The 26,590-nt window shown below is 34.1% G+C and carries 26 protein-coding genes; 11 read left to right on the top strand and 15 right to left on the bottom strand.

Going from position 1 to position 26,590, the window contains the following annotated elements:
- The 4 genes from pyk to corA all read left to right on the top strand — a co-directional run bounded on the left by pyk (position 1) and on the right by corA (position 4,483).
- The gene (gene pyk / locus H0V01_13515; GenBank protein MBA2584396.1) at positions 1-1,425 is read left to right on the top strand and encodes a pyruvate kinase; all 1,425 of its coding nucleotides are present in this window, start codon (positions 1-3) and stop codon (positions 1,423-1,425) included.
- Between the two features lie 121 nt (positions 1,426-1,546).
- Positions 1,547-2,620, top strand: coding sequence for a M42 family metallopeptidase (locus H0V01_13510; GenBank protein MBA2584395.1), 1,074 nt, complete (start codon positions 1,547-1,549; stop codon positions 2,618-2,620).
- Positions 2,621-2,625: 5 nt separating this feature from the next.
- Positions 2,626-3,201, top strand: coding sequence for a nicotinate-nucleotide adenylyltransferase (locus tag H0V01_13505; GenBank protein ID MBA2584394.1), 576 nt, complete (start codon positions 2,626-2,628; stop codon positions 3,199-3,201).
- Between the two features lie 217 nt (positions 3,202-3,418).
- Complete coding sequence (gene corA, locus H0V01_13500; protein ID MBA2584393.1) at positions 3,419-4,483, top strand: magnesium/cobalt transporter CorA; 1,065 nt, start codon at positions 3,419-3,421, stop codon at positions 4,481-4,483.
- Between the two features lie 48 nt (positions 4,484-4,531).
- On the opposite strand, the gene H0V01_13495 is transcribed toward corA, so the two are convergent.
- The 9 genes from H0V01_13495 to H0V01_13455 all read right to left on the bottom strand — a co-directional run bounded on the left by H0V01_13495 (position 4,532) and on the right by H0V01_13455 (position 11,901).
- The gene (locus tag H0V01_13495; GenBank protein ID MBA2584392.1) at positions 4,532-5,044 is read right to left on the bottom strand and encodes a DUF2480 family protein; all 513 of its coding nucleotides are present in this window, start codon (positions 5,042-5,044) and stop codon (positions 4,532-4,534) included.
- 50 nt (positions 5,045-5,094) lie between these two features.
- Positions 5,095-5,412, bottom strand: a complete 318-nt coding sequence (locus tag H0V01_13490) for an SUF system Fe-S cluster assembly protein (GenBank protein ID MBA2584391.1) — start codon at positions 5,410-5,412, stop codon at positions 5,095-5,097.
- A gap of 46 nt (positions 5,413-5,458) precedes the next feature.
- Positions 5,459-5,869, bottom strand: a complete 411-nt coding sequence (locus H0V01_13485; GenBank protein MBA2584390.1) for a SufE family protein — start codon at positions 5,867-5,869, stop codon at positions 5,459-5,461.
- Positions 5,870-5,900: 31 nt separating this feature from the next.
- Positions 5,901-7,115, bottom strand: a complete 1,215-nt coding sequence (locus tag H0V01_13480; protein MBA2584389.1) for a cysteine desulfurase — start codon at positions 7,113-7,115, stop codon at positions 5,901-5,903.
- A gap of 35 nt (positions 7,116-7,150) precedes the next feature.
- The gene (gene sufD, locus H0V01_13475) at positions 7,151-8,458 is read right to left on the bottom strand and encodes a Fe-S cluster assembly protein SufD (GenBank protein MBA2584388.1); all 1,308 of its coding nucleotides are present in this window, start codon (positions 8,456-8,458) and stop codon (positions 7,151-7,153) included.
- Positions 8,459-8,532: 74 nt separating this feature from the next.
- Positions 8,533-9,303, bottom strand: coding sequence for a Fe-S cluster assembly ATPase SufC (gene sufC, locus H0V01_13470; GenBank protein ID MBA2584387.1), 771 nt, complete (start codon positions 9,301-9,303; stop codon positions 8,533-8,535).
- Positions 9,304-9,420: 117 nt separating this feature from the next.
- Positions 9,421-10,866 (bottom strand): Fe-S cluster assembly protein SufB, encoded by a 1,446-nt coding sequence (gene sufB / locus H0V01_13465; protein ID MBA2584386.1) that lies wholly within the window; start codon positions 10,864-10,866, stop codon positions 9,421-9,423.
- A gap of 71 nt (positions 10,867-10,937) precedes the next feature.
- A complete protein-coding gene (locus H0V01_13460; protein ID MBA2584385.1) occupies positions 10,938-11,261 on the bottom strand; it encodes an iron-sulfur cluster assembly accessory protein in 324 nt (107 codons plus the stop codon).
- 289 nt (positions 11,262-11,550) lie between these two features.
- Positions 11,551-11,901, bottom strand: a complete 351-nt coding sequence (locus tag H0V01_13455; GenBank protein MBA2584384.1) for a DUF1622 domain-containing protein — start codon at positions 11,899-11,901, stop codon at positions 11,551-11,553.
- Positions 11,902-12,115: 214 nt separating this feature from the next.
- On the opposite strand from H0V01_13455, the gene thiL reads away from it, so the two are divergent.
- From thiL to H0V01_13440, 3 genes are all read left to right on the top strand, one after another.
- Positions 12,116-13,165, top strand: coding sequence for a thiamine-phosphate kinase (gene thiL / locus H0V01_13450; GenBank protein MBA2584383.1), 1,050 nt, complete (start codon positions 12,116-12,118; stop codon positions 13,163-13,165).
- 88 nt (positions 13,166-13,253) lie between these two features.
- Positions 13,254-14,333: an Mrp/NBP35 family ATP-binding protein gene (locus H0V01_13445; GenBank protein ID MBA2584382.1), complete on the top strand. Its 1,080-nt coding sequence runs from the start codon at positions 13,254-13,256 to the stop codon at positions 14,331-14,333.
- 40 nt (positions 14,334-14,373) lie between these two features.
- On the top strand, positions 14,374-14,601 hold the full coding sequence (locus H0V01_13440; GenBank protein ID MBA2584381.1) for a NifU family protein: 228 nt from the start codon (positions 14,374-14,376) through the stop codon (positions 14,599-14,601).
- A 214-nt stretch (positions 14,602-14,815) separates the two neighbouring features.
- Here the strand turns inward: H0V01_13440 and H0V01_13435 are convergent, their stop codons facing one another.
- Positions 14,816-15,265 carry a DUF2062 domain-containing protein gene (locus H0V01_13435; GenBank protein ID MBA2584380.1) on the bottom strand — a complete coding sequence of 150 codons (450 nt, stop codon included), beginning with the start codon at positions 15,263-15,265 and terminating at the stop codon, positions 14,816-14,818.
- Between the two features lie 253 nt (positions 15,266-15,518).
- A complete protein-coding gene (locus H0V01_13430) occupies positions 15,519-16,511 on the bottom strand; it encodes an aspartate-semialdehyde dehydrogenase (protein ID MBA2584379.1) in 993 nt (330 codons plus the stop codon).
- 80 nt (positions 16,512-16,591) lie between these two features.
- Between H0V01_13430 and H0V01_13425 the strand changes: the two genes are divergently transcribed.
- Both H0V01_13425 and H0V01_13420 read left to right on the top strand, forming a co-directional pair.
- Positions 16,592-19,999: a lamin tail domain-containing protein gene (locus H0V01_13425; protein ID MBA2584378.1), complete on the top strand. Its 3,408-nt coding sequence runs from the start codon at positions 16,592-16,594 to the stop codon at positions 19,997-19,999.
- A 202-nt stretch (positions 20,000-20,201) separates the two neighbouring features.
- Entirely contained in the window at positions 20,202-20,537 is a 336-nt protein-coding gene (locus H0V01_13420; GenBank protein MBA2584377.1) for a hypothetical protein, read from the top strand.
- A gap of 162 nt (positions 20,538-20,699) precedes the next feature.
- Here H0V01_13420 and H0V01_13415 read toward each other — a convergent pair whose 3' ends face one another.
- Positions 20,700-22,130: a TIM44-like domain-containing protein gene (locus tag H0V01_13415; GenBank protein MBA2584376.1), complete on the bottom strand. Its 1,431-nt coding sequence runs from the start codon at positions 22,128-22,130 to the stop codon at positions 20,700-20,702.
- A 663-nt stretch (positions 22,131-22,793) separates the two neighbouring features.
- Here H0V01_13415 and H0V01_13410 point away from each other — a divergent pair.
- Positions 22,794-23,585 (top strand): pseudouridylate synthase, encoded by a 792-nt coding sequence (locus H0V01_13410; GenBank protein ID MBA2584375.1) that lies wholly within the window; start codon positions 22,794-22,796, stop codon positions 23,583-23,585.
- Positions 23,586-23,797: 212 nt separating this feature from the next.
- A complete protein-coding gene (locus tag H0V01_13405; GenBank protein MBA2584374.1) occupies positions 23,798-24,469 on the top strand; it encodes a DUF2490 domain-containing protein in 672 nt (223 codons plus the stop codon).
- A gap of 9 nt (positions 24,470-24,478) precedes the next feature.
- On the opposite strand, the gene H0V01_13400 is transcribed toward H0V01_13405, so the two are convergent.
- From H0V01_13400 to H0V01_13390, 3 genes are all read right to left on the bottom strand, one after another.
- Positions 24,479-25,027 carry a DUF4956 domain-containing protein gene (locus H0V01_13400; GenBank protein MBA2584373.1) on the bottom strand — a complete coding sequence of 183 codons (549 nt, stop codon included), beginning with the start codon at positions 25,025-25,027 and terminating at the stop codon, positions 24,479-24,481.
- Between the two features lie 248 nt (positions 25,028-25,275).
- On the bottom strand, positions 25,276-26,010 hold the full coding sequence (locus H0V01_13395) for a polyphosphate polymerase domain-containing protein (protein MBA2584372.1): 735 nt from the start codon (positions 26,008-26,010) through the stop codon (positions 25,276-25,278).
- 8 nt (positions 26,011-26,018) lie between these two features.
- Positions 26,019-26,588, bottom strand: coding sequence for a hypothetical protein (locus H0V01_13390; GenBank protein MBA2584371.1), 570 nt, complete (start codon positions 26,586-26,588; stop codon positions 26,019-26,021).
- Positions 26,589-26,590: the final 2 nt, after the last annotated feature.

The following is a 26,590-nucleotide window of genomic DNA, read 5'->3' as shown; positions in this document are numbered from 1 at the left end:
ATGAATACAAACAGAACAAAAATTATAGCTACAATTGGGCCTGCTTCTTCTTCAAAAGAGATGTTAAAGGCATTGATTATTGCTGGTGTTGATGTGTGCAGGATAAACTTTTCACATGGCAGTCATGAGGATCATTTACAGGTAATTAAATTCATAAAAGAAATTAACAAGGAGCTGTGGGTGCATACTGCAATCCTGGCTGATTTACAAGGTCCAAAGCTCCGTATAGGGATGATGGAAAATGGAAGTGCTGAATTAATTTCAGGAAATGAACTTATTATTACTACGGAAAAATTAATAGGTAATGTTAATAAGGTTTATATAACCTATCCCCAATTTCCTCAGGATGTTCGTCCGGGTGAAATTGTAATGCTTGATGATGGAAAGTTGATTTTAAGGGTTATTGAAACAAATGGAATAGACCAAGTGCGTACTCATATTGTACATGGAGGTACTTTGTCATCTAAAAAAGGAGTAAACCTGCCCAATACCAAAGTATCCCTTCCATGTCTTACTGAAAAAGATTTACGGGATCTTGATTTTGCTCTTGAAAATAATATTGAATGGATTGGACTTTCTTTCGTTCGCTCGGCTAGTGATATTATTGAATTAAAAAACATTATTGCACTTAATAACAAGACATCAAGGGTTGTAGCCAAAATAGAAAAACCAGAGGCAATTGATGATATTGATAATATTATTAAGGAAGCCGATGCGGTAATGGTAGCGCGTGGTGACTTAGGTGTGGAGGTACCCATGGAAAGTGTGCCACTTATACAAAAGATGTTGGTAAGGGAATGTATAAAGGCTGCAAAGCCTATTATTATTGCCACCCAAATGATGGAATCAATGATTACTAATGTTTCACCTACCAGGGCTGAGGTAAATGATGTTGCAAATTCAGTTATTGATGGAGCAGATGCCATTATGTTAAGCGGAGAAACATCTGTTGGTATTTTTCCGGTAAAGGTTATTGAAGCTGCAAATAAGATAATAAGTAATGTTGAAACACACGGTGATGTATTTAACCGTAATCTTGAACCTGAAATAAATATTGAAAGACTCTCTACAGATACAATTTGCCATAGTGCATGTCATTTAGCAGAGCACATAAAAGCAAAAGCCATTATAACAATGACTCATTCTGGTTATACAGCAATCAAAGTATCCAGTTACAGGCCAAAAGCAAGTATTTTTGTTTTTACCAGCAATCATTCTTTGTTAAATACCCTTAGTCTTATTTGGGGAGTTAGAGGATTTTACTACGATAAGTACATAAGTACGGATCATACCATTGCCGATATAAAATACCTTTTGAGAAAAGAAGGGCTCTTAAAACAGGGAGATTATTTTATAAATCTGGCAAGTATGCCTATAACAGAAAAAGGAAAAACAAATATGATGAAGCTTTCTTATGTTGAATAAATAACATAAAATTAAACATAAGAACATTTTTTAGTAATACTGATTTGAAATAGACATGCTCAAGCCTGTACGCAACCAGGAATGAATATAATAGGGTTGTTAAAAGACAAACTAGATACAGATGAAAAAGAAAAGTAAGGATTTAAATATTAAATTATTAAAGGAAATTTGTGAAACTCCTGGTGTTCCTGGATATGAACAAAGAATACGTGCAGTTGTTTTACGTGAAATAAAAGATCTGGCTGATAAGATCAGTGTAGATAACATGGGAAATGTAACAGCCTATAAAAAAGGAAAAGTTACCAAAGGGAAACCTGCTAAAAAGGTAATGATTGCAGCCCATATGGATGAGATAGGTTTTATTACTACTCACATTGATAAGAATGGTTTTTTAAGATTTCATACACTTGGTGGTTTTGACCCAAAAACACTTACAGCTCAAAGGGTAATAGTGCATGGAAAAAAAGATGTAATTGGGGTAATGGGCTCGAAACCAGTTCATATTATGTCTCAGGATGAGCGGGGTAAACCTGTTAAAATTGAGGATTTTTTCATTGATTTAGGGATGAAGAGGGAAGAGGTGGAGAAAATTGTAACAGTTGGTGATACAATTTCCCGAGAAAGAGAACTCATAGAAATGGGCGATTGCGTTAATTGCAAGTCCATTGATAATAGAGTATCCGTATATATTCTTATTGAAGTATTGCGTGAACTCAAAGAAACTCCCTATGATATTTATGCAGTATTTACTGTTCAGGAGGAGGTAGGCTTACGTGGTGTTTTTGCTTCTGCCCTTCAGATTCAGCCTGATTTTGGTTTTGGATTAGATACAACCATTGCCTATGATGTACCAGGAGCAAAGGATCATGAAAATATAACCAAACTTGGTTGTGGTGCTGCAATTAAAATTATGGATTCATCAACTATCTGTGATTTTAGAATGGTAGATTTTATGAAAAAAACTGCGGCTAAACACCAAATAAAATTTCAAACTGAAATTTTACCTGCCGGAGGTACCGATACAGCTGGAATGCAAAGAAATACTGCTGGTGGAGCTATTGCTGGAGCCATTTCGATTCCTACAAGACATATTCACCAGGTTATAGAAACTGCAAATAGGGAAGACATTAGAGGTTGTATTGATCTTTTAAAAGCATGTCTTGTTGATATTGATACCTACAACTGGAAATTGTAATTACTTTGAAAATAGGTTTGTTTTTTGGTTCTTTTAATCCTGTGCATGTGGGGCATATGATCCTTGCAAATTACATGGCTGAATATACTGACCTAAAACAAGTTTGGTTTGTTGTTTCTCCTCACAATCCCCTTAAAATAAAAAAAACATTGTTGGATGAGCATCATCGATTGGAAATGGTGAGGCTGGCAATTGGAGACAATCCTAAACTCAAGGCTAGTGACATAGAATTTAAGCTTCCTCAGCCTTCTTATACGATTGATACTCTTACTTATTTAAATGAAAAATATCCTAAAAATGATTTCGCTCTTATTGTTGGAACTGATAACCTTGTTAATTTCCACAAATGGAAGAATTACGAGCAAATTCTCCAGCAATGTGAACTTTACGTTTATCCACGAGTAGAACCCAACGAAAGCACTTTGAAGGATCATAAAAAAATCCATCTCATTGAGGCACCCTTAATTGAATTATCTTCAAGTTTCATACGTGCAGCAATTAAAAATAAAAAAGATGTAAGGTATATGATACCCGAACCTGCCCGGCATTACATAGATGAAATGAATTTTTATAAAAAATAATTTTAACCCTTTGGTTAATTTTCTACAGGTAAATAAACCCCTATAAATTGGGCTTATTATAGCCACAGAGTTAGCCTTTACACTTTAACTCTCTTCATTTATTTGAGAAGATGCAATTAAATCAATTCCTACAAGCATTTACTTTGAATTTTATGAGGTAAAAACCTTGATTTCTGTTAAACAATTCTTTGTACTCATAATTTAATAACTTTAGGCCATGGCTAAATTCACACGCAGGTATAACCGTAAAAGAATCGGGCTTTCACCTGGTTCTATCGACCATATTACAACTTCTTCTGAAAACTATTCCATTTCTGCCTATTGTTATGGGGAAGACATTCTTGAAAAAAAGGAATTGGTAAATCCATCAGATCTTGAAAAATTACTAAGCAGTAAAAAAGGTTCTGTTTGGATCAATATCAATGGCCTTAATACTTCCATTGTAGACCAAATTTGTTCTTCCTATAAAATTCATCCTTTGTTTGTTGAAGATATTCTTCATTTAGGTCAGAGACCAAAGTTGGAAGAGGGCGAAAACTACCTCTTTTTAGTGTTAAATATGATTAATTTTGATACGATTAAAGACGAGGTTATCCATGAACAGGTAAGTATTATTTTCAATCAGGAATTTATAATTTCTTTTCAGGAACTTGAAGGTGATGTATTTGATCCTGTAAGATTGCGTTTGGAAGCAGGAAAAGGAAAAATCAGAAAGTCAGGAACTGATTATCTTGCTTATGCTCTGCTGGATGTTATAGTTGACCGGTTTTACCTTGTTTTGGAACAATTAGGCAATAAAATTGAAATGCTTGAGGAAAAAGTTTTAGATGATCCATCTATTGAATTATTGTATGAGATAAATAGACTGAAAAGAGATTTTATTTTGCTTCGAAAAAACATTTGGCCTTTAAGGGAAGTATTAAATTCCCTTATGAATAATGACATGACAATTGTTAGTGCTCATACCCGGGTATTTATTAAAGACGTTTATGACCATACTATTCAGGTAATGGACTCAATTGATACCTACCGGGAAATGCTATCAAGTATACTGGATATTTATATGAGCAGTATAAGCAACCGCCAGAATGATGTTATGAAAACCCTTACGATTATTGCCACAATTTTTATTCCTCTAACCTTTCTTGTGGGAGTATATGGAATGAATTTTAGAGTGATGCCTGAATTAGACTGGGAATATGGGTACTATACTGTGTGGGGAATTATGATAATTGTTGGTTTATCTTTATTGCTTTATTTTAAGCGAAAAAACTGGATGTGATTCAAGATTCTGGTAAAGGCCAGGAATCAGATGTGAAGGTGTATCAATTTATTTTTTCTTGTATATAGGTACAGTGGAACAAGCCTCACCAAACATTATACTTTTTGCAACAGGCCTCAAAAGCCTGGTAAGTTCTACATAAGCAGAGGGTGGAACAGGAAATTTGGAACAACCTTTTATAATTACCCGCTCATCTTTATATTTTGGAATTTCAAGGTTTTTTAATGCATCCAGGAACAACACTGTTTCAAGAAGGTGTAAATCACCAAAAACAAGTTTGCTTGCAAAAGGTTCCAATTCAGCGGTTAAAAGCATGTATGCCCAGGTTGGAACTATTGCATCGGCTGAACAATATATAGCTACGAATTTGTTTTGATACTTGTCCCAATTGTGGTTTTTAATAAATTCCCTGAATTCTTTCTCCTTTAGAATTATTCCCTGATAAAGACATTCTTTAATATCAAACAAAATGCGATCACCTTGAGGATAAAAATCCTCAAGGTTTAAAGTGATTAATCCACTTTTATCAACTTTGTTTTCTATTTCCAATTCTTTATCCATTGTTTAATAATCTAATTTCTGTATTTATGGGAGCTTGAGGGATAAAAATTTTACATAAAACCCAACTCAAGTTGAGCTTCCTCACTCATCATGCTTTTTTCCCAGGGCGGATCGAAAACTATTGTAACTGCTGCATTGGTAACACCAGGAACCTGTTTGGTTTTAAGTTCCACTTCACCGGGCAATTCTTCCGCTGCCGGGCAAGAAGGAGAAGTGAGCGTCATTTTAATATCCACATTGGCCTCGTCATTGATATTGATTTCGTAGATTAAACCAAGTTCATAAACATCAACAGGAATTTCCGGGTCATAAACTGTTTTTATGGCCTCAATAATCATTTTTTCTAATTGTTTCCTATCTGTAATCATTTTGTTTCTTCAATAAGTAGGTTTTAAGACCTATAAACTTGTTTATTTACTGTCTAACGAGAGCATCCATCTTCATTTGCTTAACCATTGAAAGCAATCCATTTGAACGGGTTGGAGACAGATGTTCTTTTAAATTAATCTTATCAATAAAATACAAATCTGCATTTACTATTTCTTCAGGTTTTTGATTGGAAAGAACCCTAACCATTAAACCAATTAACCCTTTGGTAATAATTGCATCACTATCTGCATAAAAAACGAGCTTTCCATCTTTCATCTCAGAATGAAGCCATACCCTGGATTGACACCCTTTTATCAGCCTTTCTTCAGTTTTAAATTCATCTTTAATCAAGGGTAAGGATTTTCCAAGATCAATAATGTGTTCATATTTTTCCATCCAATCCTCAAAAAAGGAAAACTCCTCAATTATCTCCTGCTGTATTTCATTTATAGACATTTCCAATTCTTTTTAAAGGGTAAGCTTCCCCTTATTTTAACATTTGTATTGCTTTTTCTATTCCTTTAACTAACGTATCCACTTCATTTATGGTATTGTAAAAAGCGAAGGAAGCACGTGCAGTTCCAGGTAAATTTAAACGTTCCATTAAGGGTTGTGTGCAATGATGGCCTGTGCGTATTGCAATTCCTAATTTGTCCAATATCACTCCAATGTCGTATGGGTGAAGGCCATTTACAATAAAAGAAATAACGCCTGATTTTTCTTTCGCCCTTCCAATTATTTGGAGTCCTTCAATTGCAGTTAATTTTTTTGTGGCATATTCGAGCAATTCTTTCTCCTGTGCATGAATGTTTTCAATGCCAATAGAATTGATATAATCGATAGCTGCTCCAAGTGCTATTCCTGCTTCAATGTTTGGGGTGCCGGCCTCAAATTTATGCGGAATTTCATTGTAAATAGTCTTTTCAAAAGATACTGTTTTTATCATATCTCCTCCGCCTTGGTAGGGGTTCATTTCATTAAGCAAAGCTTCTTTTCCGTACAAAATTCCAATTCCAGTAGGGCCAAACATTTTATGACCAGAAAAGGCATAGAAATCACAATCCAGTTCCTGTACATCTACTTTCATGAAATGAACTGCCTGAGCACCGTCAATCACCACAGGAATATTAAATTCATGAGCTTTTTGAATAATTTCTTTTACAGGATTTATAGTTCCCAAAGCATTTGAAACATGGCAAATAGAAATTAATTTAACTTTTGGATTAAGCATCTTTTCAAACGCTTCAAAAATTATCTCTCCTTTTTCATTGATAGGAATAATTTTAAGACTAGCCTGTTTTTCCTCGCAAAGCATTTGCCAGGGAACAATATTTGAATGATGCTCCATTGCTGAAATAATCACCTGGTCACCTTTTCCTATAAATTTTCTGCCATAACCTGTAGCGATTAAATTAATAGCATCTGTGGTGCCTTTTGTAAAAATAATCTGTTTAGCCTGGGGAGCATTAATAAAAGCACGAATTTTTTCACGGGAATCTTCAAAGGCTTCGGTTGCGCACTGGCTTAAATAGTGAACACCCCTGTGAATGTTACTGTTTTGTTTAGTATAATAGTTTGTAATTACATCTATAACCTGTTGAGGCTTTTGTGACGTTGCTGCATTGTCAAGATAAACCAGAGGTTTGCCATTAACCAAAGTGGATAGAATTGGAAAATCCTTACGTGTTTTTTCAATGTCCAAACCTTTAAAGGTTGCACTATTTCCACTTTGTTCTTTCAATTTTTATTTTTGTTTAATCTTTTATCCAATAATAATTCTACTTTTTCCTTAAGTGGCAGGCATTTAATCTTATTAATAACATCTGAAACAAAAGCATTCATCATTAAGTTAATAGCATTTGCCTCACCAATACCTCTTGAACGCAGGTAAAAAATACCTTCTTCATCCATTTGTCCGGTAGTTGAGCCATGGCTGCATTTTACATCATCGGCATATATTTCAAGTTCAGGTTTAGAGTTGATTGATGCATCATCACTTAACAAAATGTTTTTATTTGATTGGAAAGCGTTAGTCTTTTGTGCATCCTGCCTTACAAATACTTTCCCATTAAACACTCCTGTTGATTGATCACTCATAACTCCTTTATACAACTCATTACTTTGACAATGAGCTTTTCGATGATCAACTAAAGTATGGTTATCCACATGTTGGTTCCCCTGAGGAAGGTACAAGCCATTTAGATTTGATTCACAGTTTTCAGCATCAACCACTATATTCAGGTTGTTTCTAACAAGGGCACCATTTATTGTTACTGTATTTATGGTAAAATTGCTGTCTGCTTCCTGGTAAACCTGTTCAGTTGCAATATGCGAAGTTTCATAGTTTTCATTTTGCACCTTATCCAAAGTAAGGTGTGCATTTTCTTTTACATATATTTCTGTTACAACATTTGTAAATGCAAGTTTGGAATGAATTGTATCAAAGGTGTAAATAACGTTTGCCTGGGAACTCTTTCCTGATATAATGAGATTTCTTGGTTGGGAAATTACATTGTCTCCAACAATTAGGTGAATAACATGAATTGGGTTTTCAATAATAGCTTTATCTGCAATAAAAATAAAAGCCCCCCCAGTAAAAAATGCCGTATTTAATGAGGTGAAAATAGTTGATTTGAAATCGGCAAAACGGGCAAAATAGTTATTAAATAATTCTGGATGTAAATCGGCAGCATTTGTAATGTTTTCTATAATCAGCTGACCAGGTAATGTGCCGATAACAGAAAGATCTTTTCTAAAAAAACCATTTACAAATACCAGGCGGTTTTTATCCGCACCATCAAGCAAATAGGGTTTAATATCAACTGGAACATTTGAAGGTAAAGCCTGAAATTCATTTTTAACAATTCCAGTTACTTTAGTATACTTCCAATCCTCAGTTCTGGAGGTTGGGAAATCCAATGTGTGATAAGCTTCCTTGGCTTGCTTACGGATATTTGCAAGATAAATTTCCTGATCATTAAATTCAAGACCAGAAAGTTGTTTTATGAATTTATCCCTGGGATTTATTGCTGTTGTTGTTTCCATTTAATATACTTTAATTTCTAAGCTTTTACACCCCTAAAAACAAGATGTAGAAGTCAATTTAACTTTAAATTCAATCAGCTAATTTTCATGTTAAATTGAGCAGCTTCTTCTTTAATCCAATCATATCCTTTTTCTTCAAGTTCCAGGGCCAATTCTTTGCCACCTGATTTAACAATTTTCCCATTGTAAAGCACATGTACAAAATCAGGAACGATATAATCTAAAAGCCTTTGATAATGGGTAATTAAAACAACAGCATTGTCCTTTGAACGCAATTTGTTTACACCATTTGCAACAATTCTCAAAGCATCAATATCAAGTCCTGAGTCTGTTTCATCAAGGATTGAAAATTTAGGTTCAAGCATAGCCATCTGAAAAATTTCATTTCGTTTTTTTTCTCCACCCGAAAAGCCCTCATTAACGGAGCGTTTGGTAAGTTTGGCATCAAATTCAACTAATTTCTGTTTTTCTTTAACCATTGCAAGGAAATCCTTTGCACTTATAGGCTCAAGTCCTTTATGTTCACGAATTTCATTGATAGCTGTTTTTAAAAAATTTATATTGCTAACTCCTGGAATTTCCACAGGATATTGAAAAGCTAAAAACACCCCTTCTCTTGCTCTTTCCTCCGGAGCCATTTCCAATAAATCTTTTCCATTGAAGGTAATTTCTCCCCCGGTAATTTCATAATCTTCTCTTCCAGCAAGAACGGAAGCAAGCGTGCTTTTTCCAGAACCATTAGGCCCCATAATGGCATGTATCTCACCTGCTTTAATTTCTAAGTTTAAACCTTTAAGGATTTGCTTTCCATTTATGGAGGCTTCTAAATTTGTAATTTTTAACATCTTTTTTAGCGTTTAAAGTTGATAATTGAATTTGCTTTAGGATTTCAATTATTTACTTTTTAAATAATATTATTTTTATCTATTAAAATAGTTCTGGTTAATCTATTCACTTTTTCTTTAACCGACACTGCCTTCCAAAGAAATGGCAAGTAATTTTTGAGCTTCTACAGCAAATTCCATTGGCAATTGATTTAACACATCTTTACAGTAACCGTTTACAATTAAACTTACAGCCTTTTCAGTTGCAATTCCTCTTTGATTGCAATAAAATATTTGATCTTCTCCTATTTTAGATGTAGTTGCCTCATGTTCCACTTTAGAGGATTTATTAGCAACTTCTATATAAGGAAAGGTATGCGCTCCACATTTATCACCCATTAACAATGAATCACACTGGGAGAAATTTCTTGCATTTTCTGCACTTTTTTGAATTTTTACCAATCCCCTGTAGGAATTATTGCTATTTCCGGCAGAAATTCCTTTGGAAATAATAATGCTTTTTGTGTTTTTTCCAATGTGGATCATTTTGGTTCCAGTATCGGCTTGTTGAAAGTTGTTTGTAACTGCAACAGAATAAAATTCACCAACTGAGTTGTCGCCTTTTAAAATGCAACTGGGGTACTTCCATGTAATTGCAGAGCCTGTTTCTACCTGTGTCCATGAAATTTTAGAATTATCTCCAAGGCAAATCCCTCTTTTTGTAACAAAGTTATATACTCCTCCAATTCCTTCTTTATTTCCCGGATACCAGTTCTGTACCGTTGAATATTTTACATCTGCATTTTTCAATGCAATAATTTCCACTATAGCAGCGTGAAGCTGGTTCTCATCGCGCATTGGAGCTGTGCAGCCCTCAAGGTAACTCACCTTACTGTCCTCGTCTGCTATAATAAGTGTTCTTTCAAATTGTCCTGTTTTGGCTTCGTTTATTCTGAAATAAGTTGATAATTCCATTGGGCATTTTACTCCTTTTGGAATATAGCAAAAAGAACCATCTGTAAATACCGCGGAATTAAGTGCGGCATAAAAATTATCAGAAACAGGTACAACGGATCCCATATATTTTTGTACAAGTTCCGGATGTTTTTGTACTGCTTCACCAAAGGAACAAAAGATGATACCAAGCTCTCCAAGTTTTTCTTTAAAAGTAGTGGCTACTGAAACACTATCCATCACCACATCAATTGCCACTCCGCTCAATCTTTTTTGTTCAACCAATGATATACCAAGCTTATTGAAGGTATCCAGCAATTCCGGGTCCACCTGGTCAAGGCTATCTAATTTTGGTTTCTGCTTTGGGGCCGCATAATAATAAGAATCCTGGAAATCAATTTTAGGGTAATGTACATGCGCCCATTTAGGTTCTTGCATTTTTAACCACTGTTTGTATGCTTTAAGTCTCCAATCAAGCATCCATTGAGGTTCGTTTTTTTTGGCTGAAATAAATCGAATAGTATCTTCACTCAGCCCTTTTGGAGCCATGTCGGATTCTATATTGGTAACAAAACCATATTTATATTCTGTGCCCGTTACCTGCTCTAATATGTCCTTATCTTCTGCCATTAATTTTATTCTTTATTCTACTGTTTTATAAGTTTTAAAATCAATCCTCTAGCTTAATTAAGCAATTAGGATTAAACTGCAAAGCTTTCTCCGCATCCGCATGTTCTTGATGCATTAGGATTTATAAACTGAAAGCCTTTTCCATTAAGTCCGCCTGAATAATCAAGTTCCGTACCTACCAGGTATAAAATACTTTTTTTATCCACCACTACTTTCACTCCTTTATCCTCAAAAACCTGATCCTCTGGTTTCATATTGTTGTCAAATTCCATTTTATATGAAAGCCCTGAACAACCCCCGCCCTGCACGCCAACACGTACAAAACCGTTTTCCATGCCTTCCTCTGCCATTAGGCTTAAAACCTTTGACCTGGCATTGTCTGATACTGTTATCATAATGTGTCCAATGTTTTTAATGTACTTATAAAACGATTTTAAGCCCTTATTGTTATTTAGATTAAATCTAAGTAAGGCTTAAATCGAATACAAAAATACCTTTTTTATGGTATTGATACAAATAAATAGTTGAATTTAAAAGTGGTTATTCATATTAAAGCCCTTTGGGCTTTTGCTTTTTGCTTTTTATGAAGGAATGAATCCAGGTCATTTAAGTTAAAGCCCTTTGGGCTTGATTGGCTTTTATCTATTGTTACATCTTTCCTAAAGAAAGTAAACCAGGAATATTTTATATTTTATTTTGGGATTTTTTCCATGGAAATCTTCCCTCTAATTCTACTTCCAGAGATAGGCTCAATAAAGTTCTTATCAATATAATTACCCCTAATGTTAAAACCCTTTCCATTGTTGCTTCTGTAACAACTGTTGCAATAATGTCTGCTGCCACCAATATCTCCAATCCTAATAATATACCTTTTCCAAGCTCATGTCTCAATGTTTTATACGACCTTGGTTTAATTCCCTGAAATGTAAAAATATATTTAATTAAAGCCAGTGTTATGCCAATAACAATAGTAAGAACTCCAATAATTTCTATGAAATGGGCTATGTACTTAATATAGATGCTTATTTCATTCATATTGTGTATGTTTAAAACAGGCTGAATGCTATTTTTAAAATAATGGATTTTAATTCTGAAGTTAGGATTAACAACTCTTAAATATAATCAATTTTTGGACTCCTTAATTGTATGTAAACAATTGTTTTTGGTATTTCAATAAAAACGATTCGATAAAAAGTAATTATCCCTACCTTTGCATCCGTAAAATTTTCAAGTAAAAACAATTGGAATTATGTTGGAAAACCCTTCAAAAATGGAATTGAGCGAATTGGGAGAATTTGGTTTGATTGACCATTTAACCAAAAATATAAAATTAAGAAACCCGAGTTCTGTTAAAGGGGTGGGAGATGATGCTGCGATAATTGATTATAAGGATAAACAAACTGTTATAACTACCGATATGCTTGTTGAAGGGGTACATTTCAACCTTTCTTATGTTCCTCTTAAGCATTTGGGTTATAAAGCCATTGTGGTTAATCTTTCGGATATATGCGCTATGCATGCGAGTCCCAAACAAGTAACTGTTTCAATTGCTGTTTCCAGCAAATTTGGAGTTGACGCGGTAGAGGAGCTTTACCAGGGAATTTATATTGCATGTGAAAAATATGGAATTGATCTAGTTGGAGGAGATACCACTTCTTCCTTAAGTGGTTTGGTTATTAGTGTTACAGCTCTTGGCGAGGTTGAAGCAGATAAGGCTGTTTTTCGTAATACTGCAAAAGAAGGTGATTTAATTGTAGTTACAGGCGATTTAGGTGGAGCATACGTTGGTTTGCAAGTTCTTGAAAGGGAATATAGTGTTTTTAAGGAAAACCCAAAAATACAACCCGATCTTGAAGGCCATGATTATATCCTTGAAAGACAATTAAAACCTGAAGCAAGAGCAGATATAAAGGGTTTGTTAAATGCACTTGCGGTTCATCCCAATTCCATGATTGACATATCTGATGGTTTGGCCTCGGAAATTCTTCATTTATGCAACCAATCTAAGGTTGGGTGCAGGTTATATGAGGAAAAAATACCTATTGATCCTGTTACATATAATACGGCAAGGGATTTTAATCTTGATCCTACTCTTTGTGCTCTTAGTGGGGGAGAAGATTATGAATTGCTTTTTACTATAGCACAAAATGATTTCGATAAAATAAAAGCGAATCCAAATCTTACTGTTATTGGTCACATAACTGATATGGCCTCGGGAATTAATTTGGTTACAAAAACAAATACCCTTCATCCTATAACAGCACAGGGATGGGACGCGTTCCTAAAGAAGAATATATAAAATAGGTACTAAAATTAAAAGATTTATATAAAGAGTAAAACAAAATTCATTGGAGTTCTGTTTTAAATAAAAATCTGAGCTATAAAAAATGACAAAAGAAAAATTGATCGAAGCTTTAACTTATGTGATAGAGCCGGATTTGAAAAAAGACATTGTTGCCCTTGGACTGGTTTCTGATATTGAAATAGTTGATGAGGTTTTGAAATTCAGCGTTAAAATAAACAATCCTGCCATGCACAGTCGCAAGCGCATGGAAGAGGCTTGTGAACATGCTATTGAACGTTTTTTTGGCAAGGGCGTTAAAAGTGAAATTAATATTCTTGCACTTCCTGTAGAAAGTGAAAGGGAGCCCGAGCAAAGAAATATTCTTAAGCAGGTAAAAAATACAATTGCGGTTGCATCTGGAAAAGGTGGCGTTGGGAAATCCACAGTGGCCTCAAACCTTGCAGTTTCTTTGGCTTTACAAGGTTATAAGGTAGGTTTGGTTGATGCAGATATTTATGGTCCTTCTATTCCGATGATGTTTGATGTTTTACATGAACGCCCGGTAGTTGAGAATATTGATGGAAAAAGCCTTATTAAGCCTATTGAAAGCCATGGGGTTAAATTGCTATCTATTGGTTTTTTTGCTGACATCAATCAAGCTGTTGTATGGCGTGGTCCTATGGCAACAAAAGCCCTTACTCAGCTTTTCACTGAAGCAAATTGGGGAGAGTTGGATTATCTTCTCATTGATTTACCTCCTGGAACTGGAGATATTCATCTTTCATTGGTTCAAACAATAAATTTAACAGGTATTGTTATTGTAAGTACACCACAATCTGTAGCCCTTGCTGATGCTAAAAAGGGAGTGGCAATGTTCCAACTGCCTCAAATAAATATTCCAATTCTTGGTATAATAGAAAACATGGCCTATTTTACTCCTGCCGAATTACCTGAAAACAAGTATTATATTTTTGGAAAAGATGGTGCAAAAATACTTGCAGAAACGCTTGAGGTCCCTTTACTAGGGCAAATACCTCTTGTACAAAGCATTTGTGAATCGGGAGATTCAGGAAGGCCTGCGGTGTTACAACAAACAACTCCTCAAGCATTGGCCTTTAAAGAGGTAACTGAAAATCTTGTTGAACAGGTGTTGAAAATAAATGTTAAATTCGCAAAAGCCTAAAATAATCATAAATTCAATGGGAATTATCACTGATCCTGACATGTTAAATAAAATCGAAGAAGCTCTGGCTCAGTTAAGACCTTTCTTAAATGCTGATGGAGGTGATATGGAACTTGTTGAAGTCACTGAAAATTATGTTCTTAAAGTGAAATTAACGGGTGCTTGCAGTTCCTGCTCAATGAGTGCTATGACCTTGAAAAATGGAGTGGAGGAGGCTGTAAAAAAAGCAGTTCCCCAAATTATATCAGTTGAAGCGGTAGACTTTTAATTGATGCCACACTGCTTTTCTGATTATTCAGATTTTATTGTATGTTTAAATATTATTTCCTGGAAGCATTTCCTTGTCCAACCTTAGCCTTTTCCTGATTCTTATTAAAAGTTCAGTGATTCTAAATTTGCTTGAAAAGGTAGAAAGAGGAAATTTATGAAATGGTGGTGTAAGTATGTAGGCTTTGAAGCAACAATAAAGGCAAATGAAGTGTCTAAGCTGCTTCTTCTGATTGAGTTGGGGGAGTAATATTTTTAATCCTCCTGTTGTTTCTTCTTTCTACTTTTTTCAATTTGTAGGCTTCCATTATTTTATAAACAATGAAGTAGCAGATTGTGGATATAACAACTGCGGCTATTGCATTTCCAACTAAATAAGTCTTGAGGAATGCAATTGAAGTGTTTACCCAGGCAATATTGGTTAACAATGTTAAAGATGGATCAAAAATCCAATCACCAAGTTTATAGCTTAAAAGGTAAACAGGGGCAAGTAGTAAAGGATTCCAAACTGCAAATGAAACTACAATTGAAAGACTGTTTAACTGTTTAAAAAAATATGCCAATAGTAAGGCAAGAAAAATTCCGAAACCAGGTGTAGGAAGAATTGCAATAAAAGTACCCATAGCAAAACTAAAAGCAACAGCTCTTGATGATGTTTTTTCCATCAACAATTGAAGCCAGTATTTCCGAATACGTTTTTTTATGCTGATGAGATTCAAGGAAAGGGGGGATTAAGTGGGTTTGTAAACGATTAATTAATTAGTGTAAATATGTTATTTTGCTAACGCTGTTTTTTCTTTATTTATTGCTAAGATAAGCGTTTATAAACACAAAAAAAAATGTTTAAATAAATAATTTTCTTTCAATTGTTTTCCTATCAAAAAAGAGAAAAAATTAAATTTTAAGGTGTAATGAATTTTATGAAATCAAATTGTTTTGGACTAAATACTCTGCAATTTGTATTGCATTTGTAGCAGCCCCTTTTCTTAAATTATCTGCCACTATCCACATGTTTAGAGAATTAGGAAATGAATAATCTCTTCTTAATCTTCCAACAAAAACCTCATCTCTTCCTTGAGAATCTCTAGGCATGGGATATTCAAAAGAAGCGATATCATCTTTTACACTGATTCCTTTCGTGTTTTTCAATAATTCCCTTACATGCTCAAGATCAAAATCTTTTTTAAATGAAACATTTACAGATTCTGAATGCCCACCAACAACAGGAACACGAACAGCAGTGGCAGTTATTGAAATACCAGGATCGCTAAAAATTTTACGTGGCTCATTTACCAGTTTCATTTCTTCTTTTGTGTATCCGTTAGATGTAAAATCATCACATTGTGGAATGCAGTTTTTATCTATCGGATACCTGTAGGCCATTTCGGAGGTAATGCCTTTTCTTTCGTTTTCAAGTTGAGTTACCGCTTTTACGCCTGTACCAGTAACTGACTGATAGGTGGATACAACAATTCTTTCTAGACCATAAATTTTATGTAATGGGGCCAGGGCCATAACCAATTGAATAGTTGAACAATTAGGATTTGCAATTATTTTATCCTCTTTAGTAAGTTCTGAGGCATTAATTTCAGGAACAATTAATTTTTTATCCGGATGCATTCTCCATGCTGAAGAATTATCAATTACTGAAGTTCCCACTTTGGCAAATTCAGGAGCCCATTTTAAAGAAACTTCACCTCCCGCGGAAAATATTGCAATGTGCGGTTTTTGTTTTATGGCATCCTGCATGGAAACAATTTCAAATGATTTTCCATTAAACAGGACTTTTTTTCCAACTGAATTTTCTGAGGCGACAGGAATTAATTCAGTTAAGGGAAACTTCCTTTCTTCCAGAACTTTTAACATCACCGTACCCACCAATCCGGTTACGCCAACAACTGCGATTTTCATTTATTTACAATTTATTAATACTTAAACGGATGCAAAATTACTATATTTACGCATTACAATGAGTTAAGCGATACAAAAAAATGAAAAAAATTCTTTTTCTGCTGTTCTTTCCTTTAATGGTAAACGCTCAAAGCATAACAGATAATTTCAGTGATGGAAATTTTACCGCAGATCCAATATGGACAGGAAGCACAAGTGACTTTACAATAAACACAAATTTTCAACTTCAGTTAAATTCAAGCCTTGCTGGTACATCTTACCTTTCTACACCCAGTGCCGGAACCTCAATTGATAATATGGAATGGCAGTTTTTTATTCAACTTAGCTTTTCTCCTTCAATAAATAATCTTTCAAGGGTTTACCTTTCCTCTGATAATACGAATCTAACTGGTTCCTTAAATGGTTATTATCTAAAGTTTGGAGAAAATGGTTCGCTGGATGCGGTAGAGCTTTATCGCCAAAGCGGAACTATCTCTACCCTGGTTTGCCGTGGTTCTGATGGCCTTATTGCCAATGCTTTTACAATCAGGGTGAAGGTTAAAAGAAATAATTTGGGTTTATGGAATGTATTTGCAGATCCTAATGGAGGGTACAACTTTATAAGTCAGGCTAGTGGTACTGATAACACGTATAATACAAGTGGTTTTTTTGGTGTTCATTGTCAATACACAGTTTCTAATATTACCAAATTTTATTTTGACGATTTTTATTCAGGACCTTTTATAATTGACAACACTGCTCCTTTAGTTCAAAGCGTAAAAGTATTATCCACAACAGAGTTGGAAGTAATATTCAGTGAGGGGGTTTCAGCTACTGAGGCAGAAAACACCTTTAATTATTCAGCAGATAATGGTTTAGGTAATCCACTTAGCGCAGTTCGCAACAATTTAAATCCAGCATTGGTTAACCTCACTTTTGCCACTTCTTTTGCTGATGGCATTAATAATTTACTTACCGTAAGTAACATAAAAGATTTTGCTGGAAATACTTTAATTAGCTCTGATCATAATTTTTACCATTATACTGTTAAGCAATATGATATTGTATTGAATGAATTAATGGTTGATCCTAGTCCTGTAATTGGATTGCCGGATTATGAATATATTGAGCTTTATAATACCACATCTTTACCAATAAATGTTAAAAACTGGACCTTCTCTCATGGCACTACTAACCGAACTTTACCTGAAGTAATTATTGCCCCTTTTGGTTATTTATTATTATGTGCACCTGCTGCCCTGGCAGAGCTTCAGCAATTTGGAAATGTAGTAGCTGTAACAAGTTTATCAAGTTCTGCTCTTACAAATTCAGGAACTTCCATTTCATTAAAAGATGGAACAGGAGCCACAATTCATGCCATACAATATGATGACACATGGTATATGGATAATATAAAAAAAGAAGGTGGTTGGTCTCTGGAACAAATTGATCCGGAAAATCCCTGTGGAGGAAAAGGAAACTGGAAGGCCTCAGTGAATGGAATGGGAGGCACTCCCGGAAGTAAAAACTCCATTTATGGAATAAACCCTGACATTGTTGCACCCAAAGTAATTAGCACGTGTGTGATTACTGGAAACAGCATAGAAATTATATTTAGCGAACCTGTTCAAGGTGCGGCTTTAACTAGCCTTTCTTCTTATATTATCGATAATGGCATTGGAGTGCCTTCAGGGGTAACATTGCAGGGAACTCTTGTTTCCTCAATTGTTTTGACCCTATCCAGTACTCTGCTGCCTGAGGTTATTTATACACTTGCAATTAACAGCGGAATTAATGATTGTGCAGGAAATACAATGGCAGGGCAAAACATAAAGTTTGCAATCCACCAGGCAAAGCCTTTTGATGTTGTAATAAATGAACTTATGATTAAGGCTGATCCTGTTGTTGGTTTACCTGATCAGGAATACTTAGAATTATATAACCGCACTGATTTTCCTGTTAATTTGAACGGGTGGACAATTACAATTGGAAATACAACCAAAAGTTTTCCTTGCATTAGCATAATGCCCAATGATTATTTAATAGTATGCAATTCTACTGCAGTAGATGTTTTTTCGACCTTTGGTTCAACAACAGGCATCGCTTCTTTGGGTACACTTGCAAATACAGGTGGAACGGTAACAATTAAAAATCAAACAGGAGAAATAATATCAACTGTATCTTATTTGGATTCCTGGTATAAAAACAACAATAAATCGGGTGGTGGTTGGTCTTTGGAGCAAATTGACCCCTTAAATCCATGTGGGGGAATTAACAATTGGAAAGCTTCAAATGACCTTTCAGGCGGAACCCCTGGGAAAATAAATTCAACTTATTCTTTAAATCCTGATAACAAAACTCCTCAATTGATTCGGGTTTCAATAATAGATTCCATAACGATTAGATTGTATTTTAATGAACCGCTTAGTGCCCAAACTATTGGCAATGTGCTTTCTTACTCAATTGACAATGATATGGGAAATCCTTTGATGGCAATTGGGATCGAACCTGAATTTAATTCTGTAATTCTTAAGCTTCCATCTTCAATTAAAAGTGAAATCATTTATACAGTTACCCTAACACAGGATATCAGGGATTGTGTAGGAAATCAAATTAATGTAAGCGAAAGTTCTGCACGCTTTGCAATTGCTGAATCTTGTGTAGGTAATGATATTATTATTAATGAAATCTTATTCAATCCCAAAGATATGGGTGTTGACTTTGTTGAGATTTTTAATCGTTCAAACAAAATTATTAATTTAAAAGAAATAAGACTTTCAACTGCTGAGGCTACCACTGGTGAATTATCTTCAATAAAGGACATTGATACTGTTGGTTACATTTTATTTCCGGGTGATTTTCTTGTTTTATCCACTAACCCGGTAATTGTTCAGGAGCATTATGAAACTGATAATGAAAAGGCTTTTTTAAAGATGGCCTCATTGCCTTCTTTTACGAATTTAGAAGGCAGAGTAGTGCTTTCAAAAAAGGACAATACCATAGTTGACAGATTTGATTATACAGAAAAAATGCATTTTCCATTATTGAATAATCTTAAAGGTGTTTCTCTTGAGCGTATTGATCCTGAAAGGCCAAGCAGCGATAATTCCAACTGGCATTCGGCAGCAGAAAGTGTTGGCTTTGCAACCCCAGGATACTTAAATTCGCAATTTAAAAGAATTGTGCCTGCGGAAGATCCAATAGGTATTGAACCCAAAATATTTTCACCAGACAATGATGGTTTCAATGATGTTGTAAACATCAGTTATAAACTGGATAACCCAGGTTATGTGGGTAGTATCACCATATTTGATGCCCAGGGAAGAATTGTAAGGTATTTGATGAAAAGCGAACTGCTTGGTACTGAAGGAATAATTTCCTGGGATGGAATTAACGAAGGTAGAGAGAAAGCTTCTATTGGAATTTACATTATTTATTTTGAGATTTTTGATCTCTCAGGAAATGTAAAAAAATATAAAAAGACTTGTGTGCTCGGTGCAAAATTGTAAGCTGAAATTTCTTCTGATTTGGCTCCAATAGTAAATATAAATTTAATTATACCAATAAAATGTTTGCATAAAGTTTGCATTTCTATTTCATTTTATTTTTTTGAATAAAAAGCATTTGAAATTCATTTAGTACTTTTGTTTTTGCATATTTTATGCCTTGCCTGTTCAAAAAATGGGACTAAATAACCGAAATGATCAAAAAATGAAAAAAATAAGTATTGTTGCAGTATTTGCTTTATTAGTGAGTTGTGTTTCAGTTAAACTTGCAATTCCAACCCAAGAGGATGTAGATAGAGCGAATAAATTTCCTGATTATACCCTTGCTGATTTGAATTTGGGAAAAGCCCATTTTGAACAAAAATGTGGTTCTTGTCATGGCCTGAAAAAGCCAACATCACGCACAGAGGAACAATGGAATAAAATTGTACCCAGAATGGTTCATAAAGCAAATAAAAAAACACTAAAGATTGACGAAGGCCAGCAAGAGTTAATTTTGAAGTATTTGGTTACAATGAGTTCCGCACCGAAAAAGAAATAGGAACTTTCCTGTGCATTGATTGCATCTTCTTTTTTTTCAGTACTGAGACACCGTTCCTTACCAGATTTGCCGCTCAGGGTATTAGAGGAAGTTATTGTAAAGTATAAAGGCTCATAATTCATTTATGCTGGTGTTATCTAACCTGAAAATAGCCCTCATTCCTCAATCTAAAATTCCAGTGACTATCCAATCATGTTTTGTGGAATTTATTTTTTCCTTGCAGTAATCGCATTGGGAGTTAATTGAATCTCCATATGGAGAACCGCAATTTGAACATTCATGACTCCATAATTTGCTTTTGGAAGAGGCCTTTCCAATTTTTCGACTCAGCGTAATAGCAGTTCGAAACGACTCCACATCACGATTTAATTTTTTTATTTTGTTATCCTTATGCATTACTTTTTGGGCAGAATAAACAATAACAAAGATGAGATTATGAGTGTCTTCTGTGCAATTATAATTGGAACATGTAACCCGGTTAATGTACATTCGATTGAATATGTATGGCTCATCCTTTTCTTTTTCAATTTTAGAAATAACCTCATCTGTTGCAAACCGTTTAAAATGCAGGGTTTTATTCCAGGCAGATGCAAACAAGTAATGAACAAATGCATTGGAGGCTTTATCCTCCATGTTTTGTATACAAAATTCTTCTTCGGTTCTAAGGGTTTCTAGTTTTTCATCCTCTATGCAAAGGGAAGTATCTTCTGAATAATCAGCTTCCTGTGTTATTTCTGATAAAACCCAATCATAATCCCCAAGATATGTAACTGTTGAGCAGGATGGGCATTTGCTAATCTGACCACCTGTTTTGCTTAATTCATCTCCACAATTTGGGCAAGAACTACTGGAGTAAAGGTCATTAAGGACAGCGCCTGATTTTTTAACAAAAGTCCAGTATTCCATAGCCGCTTCCCCTGTGTAGTTTTTAGTGAGTTCAGGTAGTTTTTCTGAAATAAAACGGTCATCCATTTTAAAGTAAATGGCCACTGTTATAATACTATAACTGCTCTCCAGGGAAGCTTTAATAAAATGAATTTTAGTAATGGAAATATTGGAAAGTATATTTTTCTGTCCCAAATGTTTCATCATATCAAACTGTAAACAAAAACGCTGGTATACACCATCACTTATCCAGTTTCTCACCAAGGAAAGGTCTTGCTCCTCCCATGCCTTTTGGATTGCCATAAAAGCAGTTTTTACTTTGGTTTTAAAAACGGTTTTGTCAAAGCCAGGATTTGCAGATAAAAAGACATTGTCAAAAACAGCTTGGTTGTTATCTTTTCGCTTTGATGGGGATTGCCCAGGTTTTCGTTTTGAATAAATAAGTTCTCTGATAACATTAAATAGAATGAATATTACAAAGCATGAAACAAAACCAATTACCCCTTTTACAACCCAAGGTGGGGCATCAACGGTATTGCCTGATGAATTACTGCTCGATGAAGAGGAATATGAAGAGGAGGAGGACCCTGAAGAAGATGAACCTGAACTGCTGTCACCTCCACCACCGCCACCAGCCCTTGCATAAAGCGAAGTAGCGCATGAAAATAGAAACATCAGAAGGATTAAAAGTTGAACCGTTTTTTTCATATGTAGATAATTTGTTTTTAAAAGGTCATCCCGATTTATCGGGACGCCATGTTATATTCATTAGTGTTTGCGCACGTTTGGTGCATGGCTATTTCACATTGTGATTTTAAATGTTGTTTTTTTGATCAATAGCACTACGGATTAATTATGCCTGGCCTTAAACAAAGTTTTTTTTGCATTTCACTGCAATATTTAAATGAATTCATATTTATTCATTTAAATATTGCAGTGATAAAGTAAGAAACAAATCCTCTTTTTTCCAATAAATTCTAAAAAACACATAAAATAACAGCGAGTAAATTTAAAAAAGAATCAAAAAAATTAATACTAATACAGTAAAAAGGGAGCATAGAAATTAAAATATAAAATTGAAATTTAAGTGGTTAATTAATAATCTCTTAAGATATTAAAGGTGTTTAAAGTTTTTATAATGTTAGCCATGGTATTGAAACATACGACAGAGCCTTGAATTATATTAAAAAAAAACAGCTCAATGCAAGTAAATTTTTATTTCTACAGAAGCTACTTTTCCTGTTCCACGTATTTCAAGGAATTTTCTTTATTTTCGTGTACAATTAAATGCCTGAAAATTTTTGGACATTTAGCATTAGAATAAAGAAATGCAGTAAAATAAAGATAAAAATTAAACTATTGACAAATCCATTGGTAGCCATAGACGCTTATTTTACCCCTTTTGATAAATCAATTGAGAATTATTTATTGCCTGAAAAGTTTACATTCCCTTTTGAATATACCCCTCATCCATTGTGTTTATTAGCTGTAGAAAAACTTCAAATTTATATACAAAAGCAAAAAGAATGGGAACATAATTTTGGCCTGGAGCAAGGAAAAGCAGGGATAATTATTGGAAAAATGTTTGGTGTTTTGTTGGTTAAAACCCGGCATAATGAAATTGGTTTTATTGCAGCATTTTCAGGTAAATTGGCAGGAGGTTACCACCATTCTAAATTTGTTCCCCCGGTTTTTGATGCACTTACAAAAGGCAGTTTTTTAAATGTTGGAATGGAAGAGCTTACCCGAATAAATCAAGAAATAAAAACACTTCAAGAATCCAAGTCAGCTGAAAATATACAGAAAACGGAAGCTCTTAAAAAATTGCGAAAGAAAAACTCATCCGCCCTTCAAGAAAAGCTTTTTGATCAATACTATTTTCTGAATCAGGCAGGGAAGGCAAAAAATTTAAGGGATGTTTTTCAAAAGAACTCAAACAAAAATCCACCAAGCGGAGCAGGAGAATGTGCAGCCCCAAAGCTTTTACATTATGCATTTCAAAATAACATGAAACCTTTGGCAATGGCTGAGTTTTGGTGGGGTTTATCTCCTAAATCAGCCTTTTGGAAACATGGCCATTTTTACCCTGCCTGCCGCGAAAAATGCGAACCTATTTTATCCCATATGCTTGAAGGCATGGAACTGGATGAAATACGGAAATAATATTCTTGGAATTTAATCAAGCAAGAAATAAAAAATATAACTATGCCTATGCCATCTCGCATTTTTAGGAGGATTATATTATAGCCACCCAATTCCTTTGCTTTTAATTTTTTTTACTCAAACGCCTTGTTTTTTAGGCTTTCTCTGTGTTGTTTTTAATTTTAACATTATTTTTGAGGATAATAATAACTTTGTTGTTAGATAAAATTAAAATGGAATTTAAGAAAGCCTGTATTTCGCTCTTGTTTTTTATTTTGAGTTTTCCATTATTTGCGCAGCAAAAAGATTTTGAGGTTTGGACTGGAATTAAATATAAAACAGTTCATTCAAGGAGAATTGCAACTACTCTAACCCTTCAATCACGGTTGAATGAAAACATGATGCATTTTTCTATTGCTTTTGCAGATTTTAATTTAGCCTATCGCCTTTCTAAGAATGTAGAAGTATCAGGGGCATATGTATTTGTTAGAAAAAACACCTTGAAAAATGGTTTTTTAACTCATCATCAATATTATGGAGCTTTAGGTTATGAGAAGAAAATAAATGGAATAAGTATAAATTATGATTTTATTCTTCAAAACAATCACAAGGATTTTATTAACGATGCCAGGGAAATGATTCCCAGGACTGCCGGAAGAAATAAAGTTAAGCTGGAATATAAAATTAAGAAATCCTATCTCCCTTTTGTTTATTCTGAATTAAAACATCAGCTCTCACGATTTGAATTTCCTGAATTAAGCCGAATTAGGTTAGGGGCAGGATTGGGTTACAGGCTAAATACTACTTCAAGAATTGAAATTTATTACCTTTATCAGCATTTTTTCTCAAACCAACCAAAGCAAAGATATGTGCTTGGCTTAAGTTATAAAATTCGTGCCTTTTAATAGTTGAGATTAATTGTGGTAATACACTTTTATTGAAGCCGTATCTCTTAAAAAATCCATTTTAATTATATCTATTCTGCGGATTTTTAATCCTGTTCTGTTTTTTAAATCCTCAATGAGTTCTAAATGACGTTCAGGCTTTATTAATTCAATATTTTCATATTGAACTAATTTTGAATATTCCCTTTTAAACAATATGTTGCCATCAAGGGCATAAGTAATAAGAATAATAACACTGTTTATCATTATTAATTCCATTGTATCAAGCCTTACAGCAGAAATAAGTCCTACAGCTATTACTATAAACAGGTAGGTCATTTCTTTTGCAGTAATATTTTCTGTTCTATACCTAAGCATTGAAAAAACTGCAAACAATCCAAAGGCAGCTCCAAGAGATATTTTTATCTGGTTAAGAAGATACATAAGAACGAATACGATAATGTTGAAAAGGAAAAAAGTAAAAAGGGAGTCCTGGTTCTTATAATTTGGATAATAAATAAAACGAATGATAAGAATAACTGTTATAATATTTATTAAAAGACTCAAAAAGAAGTCCATGTTCAGGCTTACATCCTCCTTGGCCTTATCCTTGTCTTTGTCCTTGTCTTTGTCCTTGTCTTTCTTTTTTTTCTTGCTTTTGTTATCCTCCTCAGTTAAATCTTCTTCAAATTCATCCATAGCATTGTTCTGAGCCAATAAATTAGCATTAGGTGAAATGCCTGAATAATTATGACTGCTGCAAAAAACAGAGGAGGGAGAAATAAATGCAATGAGAATAATTAGTAGAAATAGCAGATTGTTACGGTTCATATTGAGTTGAGATTTTTAATGTATCGGATACGCGAATTAAATAAATTTTTTTTAACACCACTATAAAGACAGCTTATGCCAAGGCAATATTTACTCATAAATCCTTCCCTTATATGCAGTGAATGCAGCGCTTTTACTGCTATAGAAGACGGATTTGGCTTTTCCTGCTTGAGTTCAGCAACCACAATGTTATTAAAATTGCATGAATTTGAACCCGAATTAAAAGAAAGATTTATATCAAGGGTAAGTCGTTCGGGGTCATTAATTCCAACCAATGTAATTCTATTGTAATCTACAGTGAGTGTTTGTGTTAAATTCAGAGGGATAGTTGAATCAAATGAATTTAAAAAACTTTTTAATTCTTCATTAAGCTTTTCAGATAAACCATTTACCTTAATTCTGTTTTTTATGGTTCTTCCTTTATTGTTCTTTTTTTTTATTTCAAAAAAGCTCAGATTTGATTCTACATAATTACGCAAGCGTATTTTCACCCTGTTGTTCTTTCCCCTGTGATGGTCAATAAACATATCCAGTTTGGGAGTATCAAAATAAATTGAATGATAACTATTTAGCCTGTTTCCATTTATTTCAACAATTTTATAAAATGGGCAAAGCATTTCAAGTAAAACAGGAAGTAGTTTTGCCTGAAAGGAGTACTTAGTATCAACCCTGTCTTGGAGTTTTACCTTATCCATTTCAGCAAGAGATATTTGTTTAAACTGTTGAAGCATGTTCAAAATCAATAAAAACGATATTCGTATTTTCTTGTGGAAATTATTTTCCCATTGCCATCTGAAATTGTTTTGGTGGTTCTAAGCCCCCGTTTATCGTATTCGTAATTTGTTTTTTCAATTAGTTTACCGCTGGCATCAAATAATTTTTCCTGGGTCTTATCCTGAAGATTATTATAAACAATCATTTGTTTAGTTAGGAGCTTTTGATTAGGATCGAAAGTACTTACTTCTGTTTTTTTTCCATCCTTGTATTTGGTTTTTATAACTTCTTTTAGTTTTCCTTCTGAGTTGTATATTTCTTCCTCAATTTCATTACCCAACTTGTCGAAAGTTATAATCCTTTTCTTTTTGAATTTTCCATCTTTTGTTTTTACAGTCTCACTGTTTAATTTTCCATTGGGATTGTAATTATTTTCAACAGCCGTATAGGTCACTTGCTTTTCGTCAATGCCTTCAGTTACTACTTCCCTATAGCTTTCTATCTTGTTTTTTTTAATGTTTTTTTTACTTTGAGCATATAACTCTGATGCAAATAAAGAGGAAACTATATAAAAAAACAGTAGTAAATTTTTCATGA

The organism is Bacteroidota bacterium (assembly GCA_013696965.1).
GTDB lineage: Bacteria > Bacteroidota > Bacteroidia > JACCXN01 > JACCXN01 > JACCXN01.
Note: the sequence above shows the minus strand (reverse complement) of the source record. Positions and strands in the feature narration are given on the sequence as shown.

Excerpts from the sequence above, each read along its gene's own strand:
- H0V01_13455 (MBA2584384.1), bottom strand. The coding sequence starts at position 11,901 with ATGAATGAAATAAGCATCTATATTAAGTACATAGCCCATTTCATAGAA.
- H0V01_13445 (MBA2584382.1), top strand. The coding sequence starts at position 13,254 with ATGACAAAAGAAAAATTGATCGAAGCTTTAACTTATGTGATAGAGCCG.
- H0V01_13425 (MBA2584378.1), top strand. The coding sequence starts at position 16,592 with ATGAAAAAAATTCTTTTTCTGCTGTTCTTTCCTTTAATGGTAAACGCT.
- H0V01_13510 (MBA2584395.1), top strand. The coding sequence starts at position 1,547 with ATGAAAAAGAAAAGTAAGGATTTAAATATTAAATTATTAAAGGAAATT.
- sufC (MBA2584387.1), bottom strand. The coding sequence starts at position 9,303 with ATGTTAAAAATTACAAATTTAGAAGCCTCCATAAATGGAAAGCAAATC.
- H0V01_13435 (MBA2584380.1), bottom strand. The coding sequence starts at position 15,265 with ATGGAAAAAACATCATCAAGAGCTGTTGCTTTTAGTTTTGCTATGGGT.
- H0V01_13395 (MBA2584372.1), bottom strand. The coding sequence starts at position 26,010 with ATGCTTCAACAGTTTAAACAAATATCTCTTGCTGAAATGGATAAGGTA.
- pyk (MBA2584396.1), top strand. The coding sequence starts at position 1 with ATGAATACAAACAGAACAAAAATTATAGCTACAATTGGGCCTGCTTCT.
- H0V01_13430 (MBA2584379.1), bottom strand. The coding sequence starts at position 16,511 with ATGAAAATCGCAGTTGTTGGCGTAACCGGATTGGTGGGTACGGTGATG.
- H0V01_13485 (MBA2584390.1), bottom strand. The coding sequence starts at position 5,869 with ATGTCTATAAATGAAATACAGCAGGAGATAATTGAGGAGTTTTCCTTT.
- H0V01_13420 (MBA2584377.1), top strand. The coding sequence starts at position 20,202 with ATGAAAAAAATAAGTATTGTTGCAGTATTTGCTTTATTAGTGAGTTGT.
- H0V01_13460 (MBA2584385.1), bottom strand. The coding sequence starts at position 11,261 with ATGATAACAGTATCAGACAATGCCAGGTCAAAGGTTTTAAGCCTAATG.
- H0V01_13495 (MBA2584392.1), bottom strand. The coding sequence starts at position 5,044 with ATGGATAAAGAATTGGAAATAGAAAACAAAGTTGATAAAAGTGGATTA.
- thiL (MBA2584383.1), top strand. The coding sequence starts at position 12,116 with ATGTTGGAAAACCCTTCAAAAATGGAATTGAGCGAATTGGGAGAATTT.
- corA (MBA2584393.1), top strand. The coding sequence starts at position 3,419 with ATGGCTAAATTCACACGCAGGTATAACCGTAAAAGAATCGGGCTTTCA.
- H0V01_13405 (MBA2584374.1), top strand. The coding sequence starts at position 23,798 with ATGGAATTTAAGAAAGCCTGTATTTCGCTCTTGTTTTTTATTTTGAGT.
- sufD (MBA2584388.1), bottom strand. The coding sequence starts at position 8,458 with ATGGAAACAACAACAGCAATAAATCCCAGGGATAAATTCATAAAACAA.
- H0V01_13390 (MBA2584371.1), bottom strand. The coding sequence starts at position 26,588 with ATGAAAAATTTACTACTGTTTTTTTATATAGTTTCCTCTTTATTTGCA.
- H0V01_13415 (MBA2584376.1), bottom strand. The coding sequence starts at position 22,130 with ATGAAAAAAACGGTTCAACTTTTAATCCTTCTGATGTTTCTATTTTCA.
- H0V01_13440 (MBA2584381.1), top strand. The coding sequence starts at position 14,374 with ATGTTAAATAAAATCGAAGAAGCTCTGGCTCAGTTAAGACCTTTCTTA.
- H0V01_13490 (MBA2584391.1), bottom strand. The coding sequence starts at position 5,412 with ATGATTACAGATAGGAAACAATTAGAAAAAATGATTATTGAGGCCATA.
- sufB (MBA2584386.1), bottom strand. The coding sequence starts at position 10,866 with ATGGCAGAAGATAAGGACATATTAGAGCAGGTAACGGGCACAGAATAT.
- H0V01_13400 (MBA2584373.1), bottom strand. The coding sequence starts at position 25,027 with ATGGACTTCTTTTTGAGTCTTTTAATAAATATTATAACAGTTATTCTT.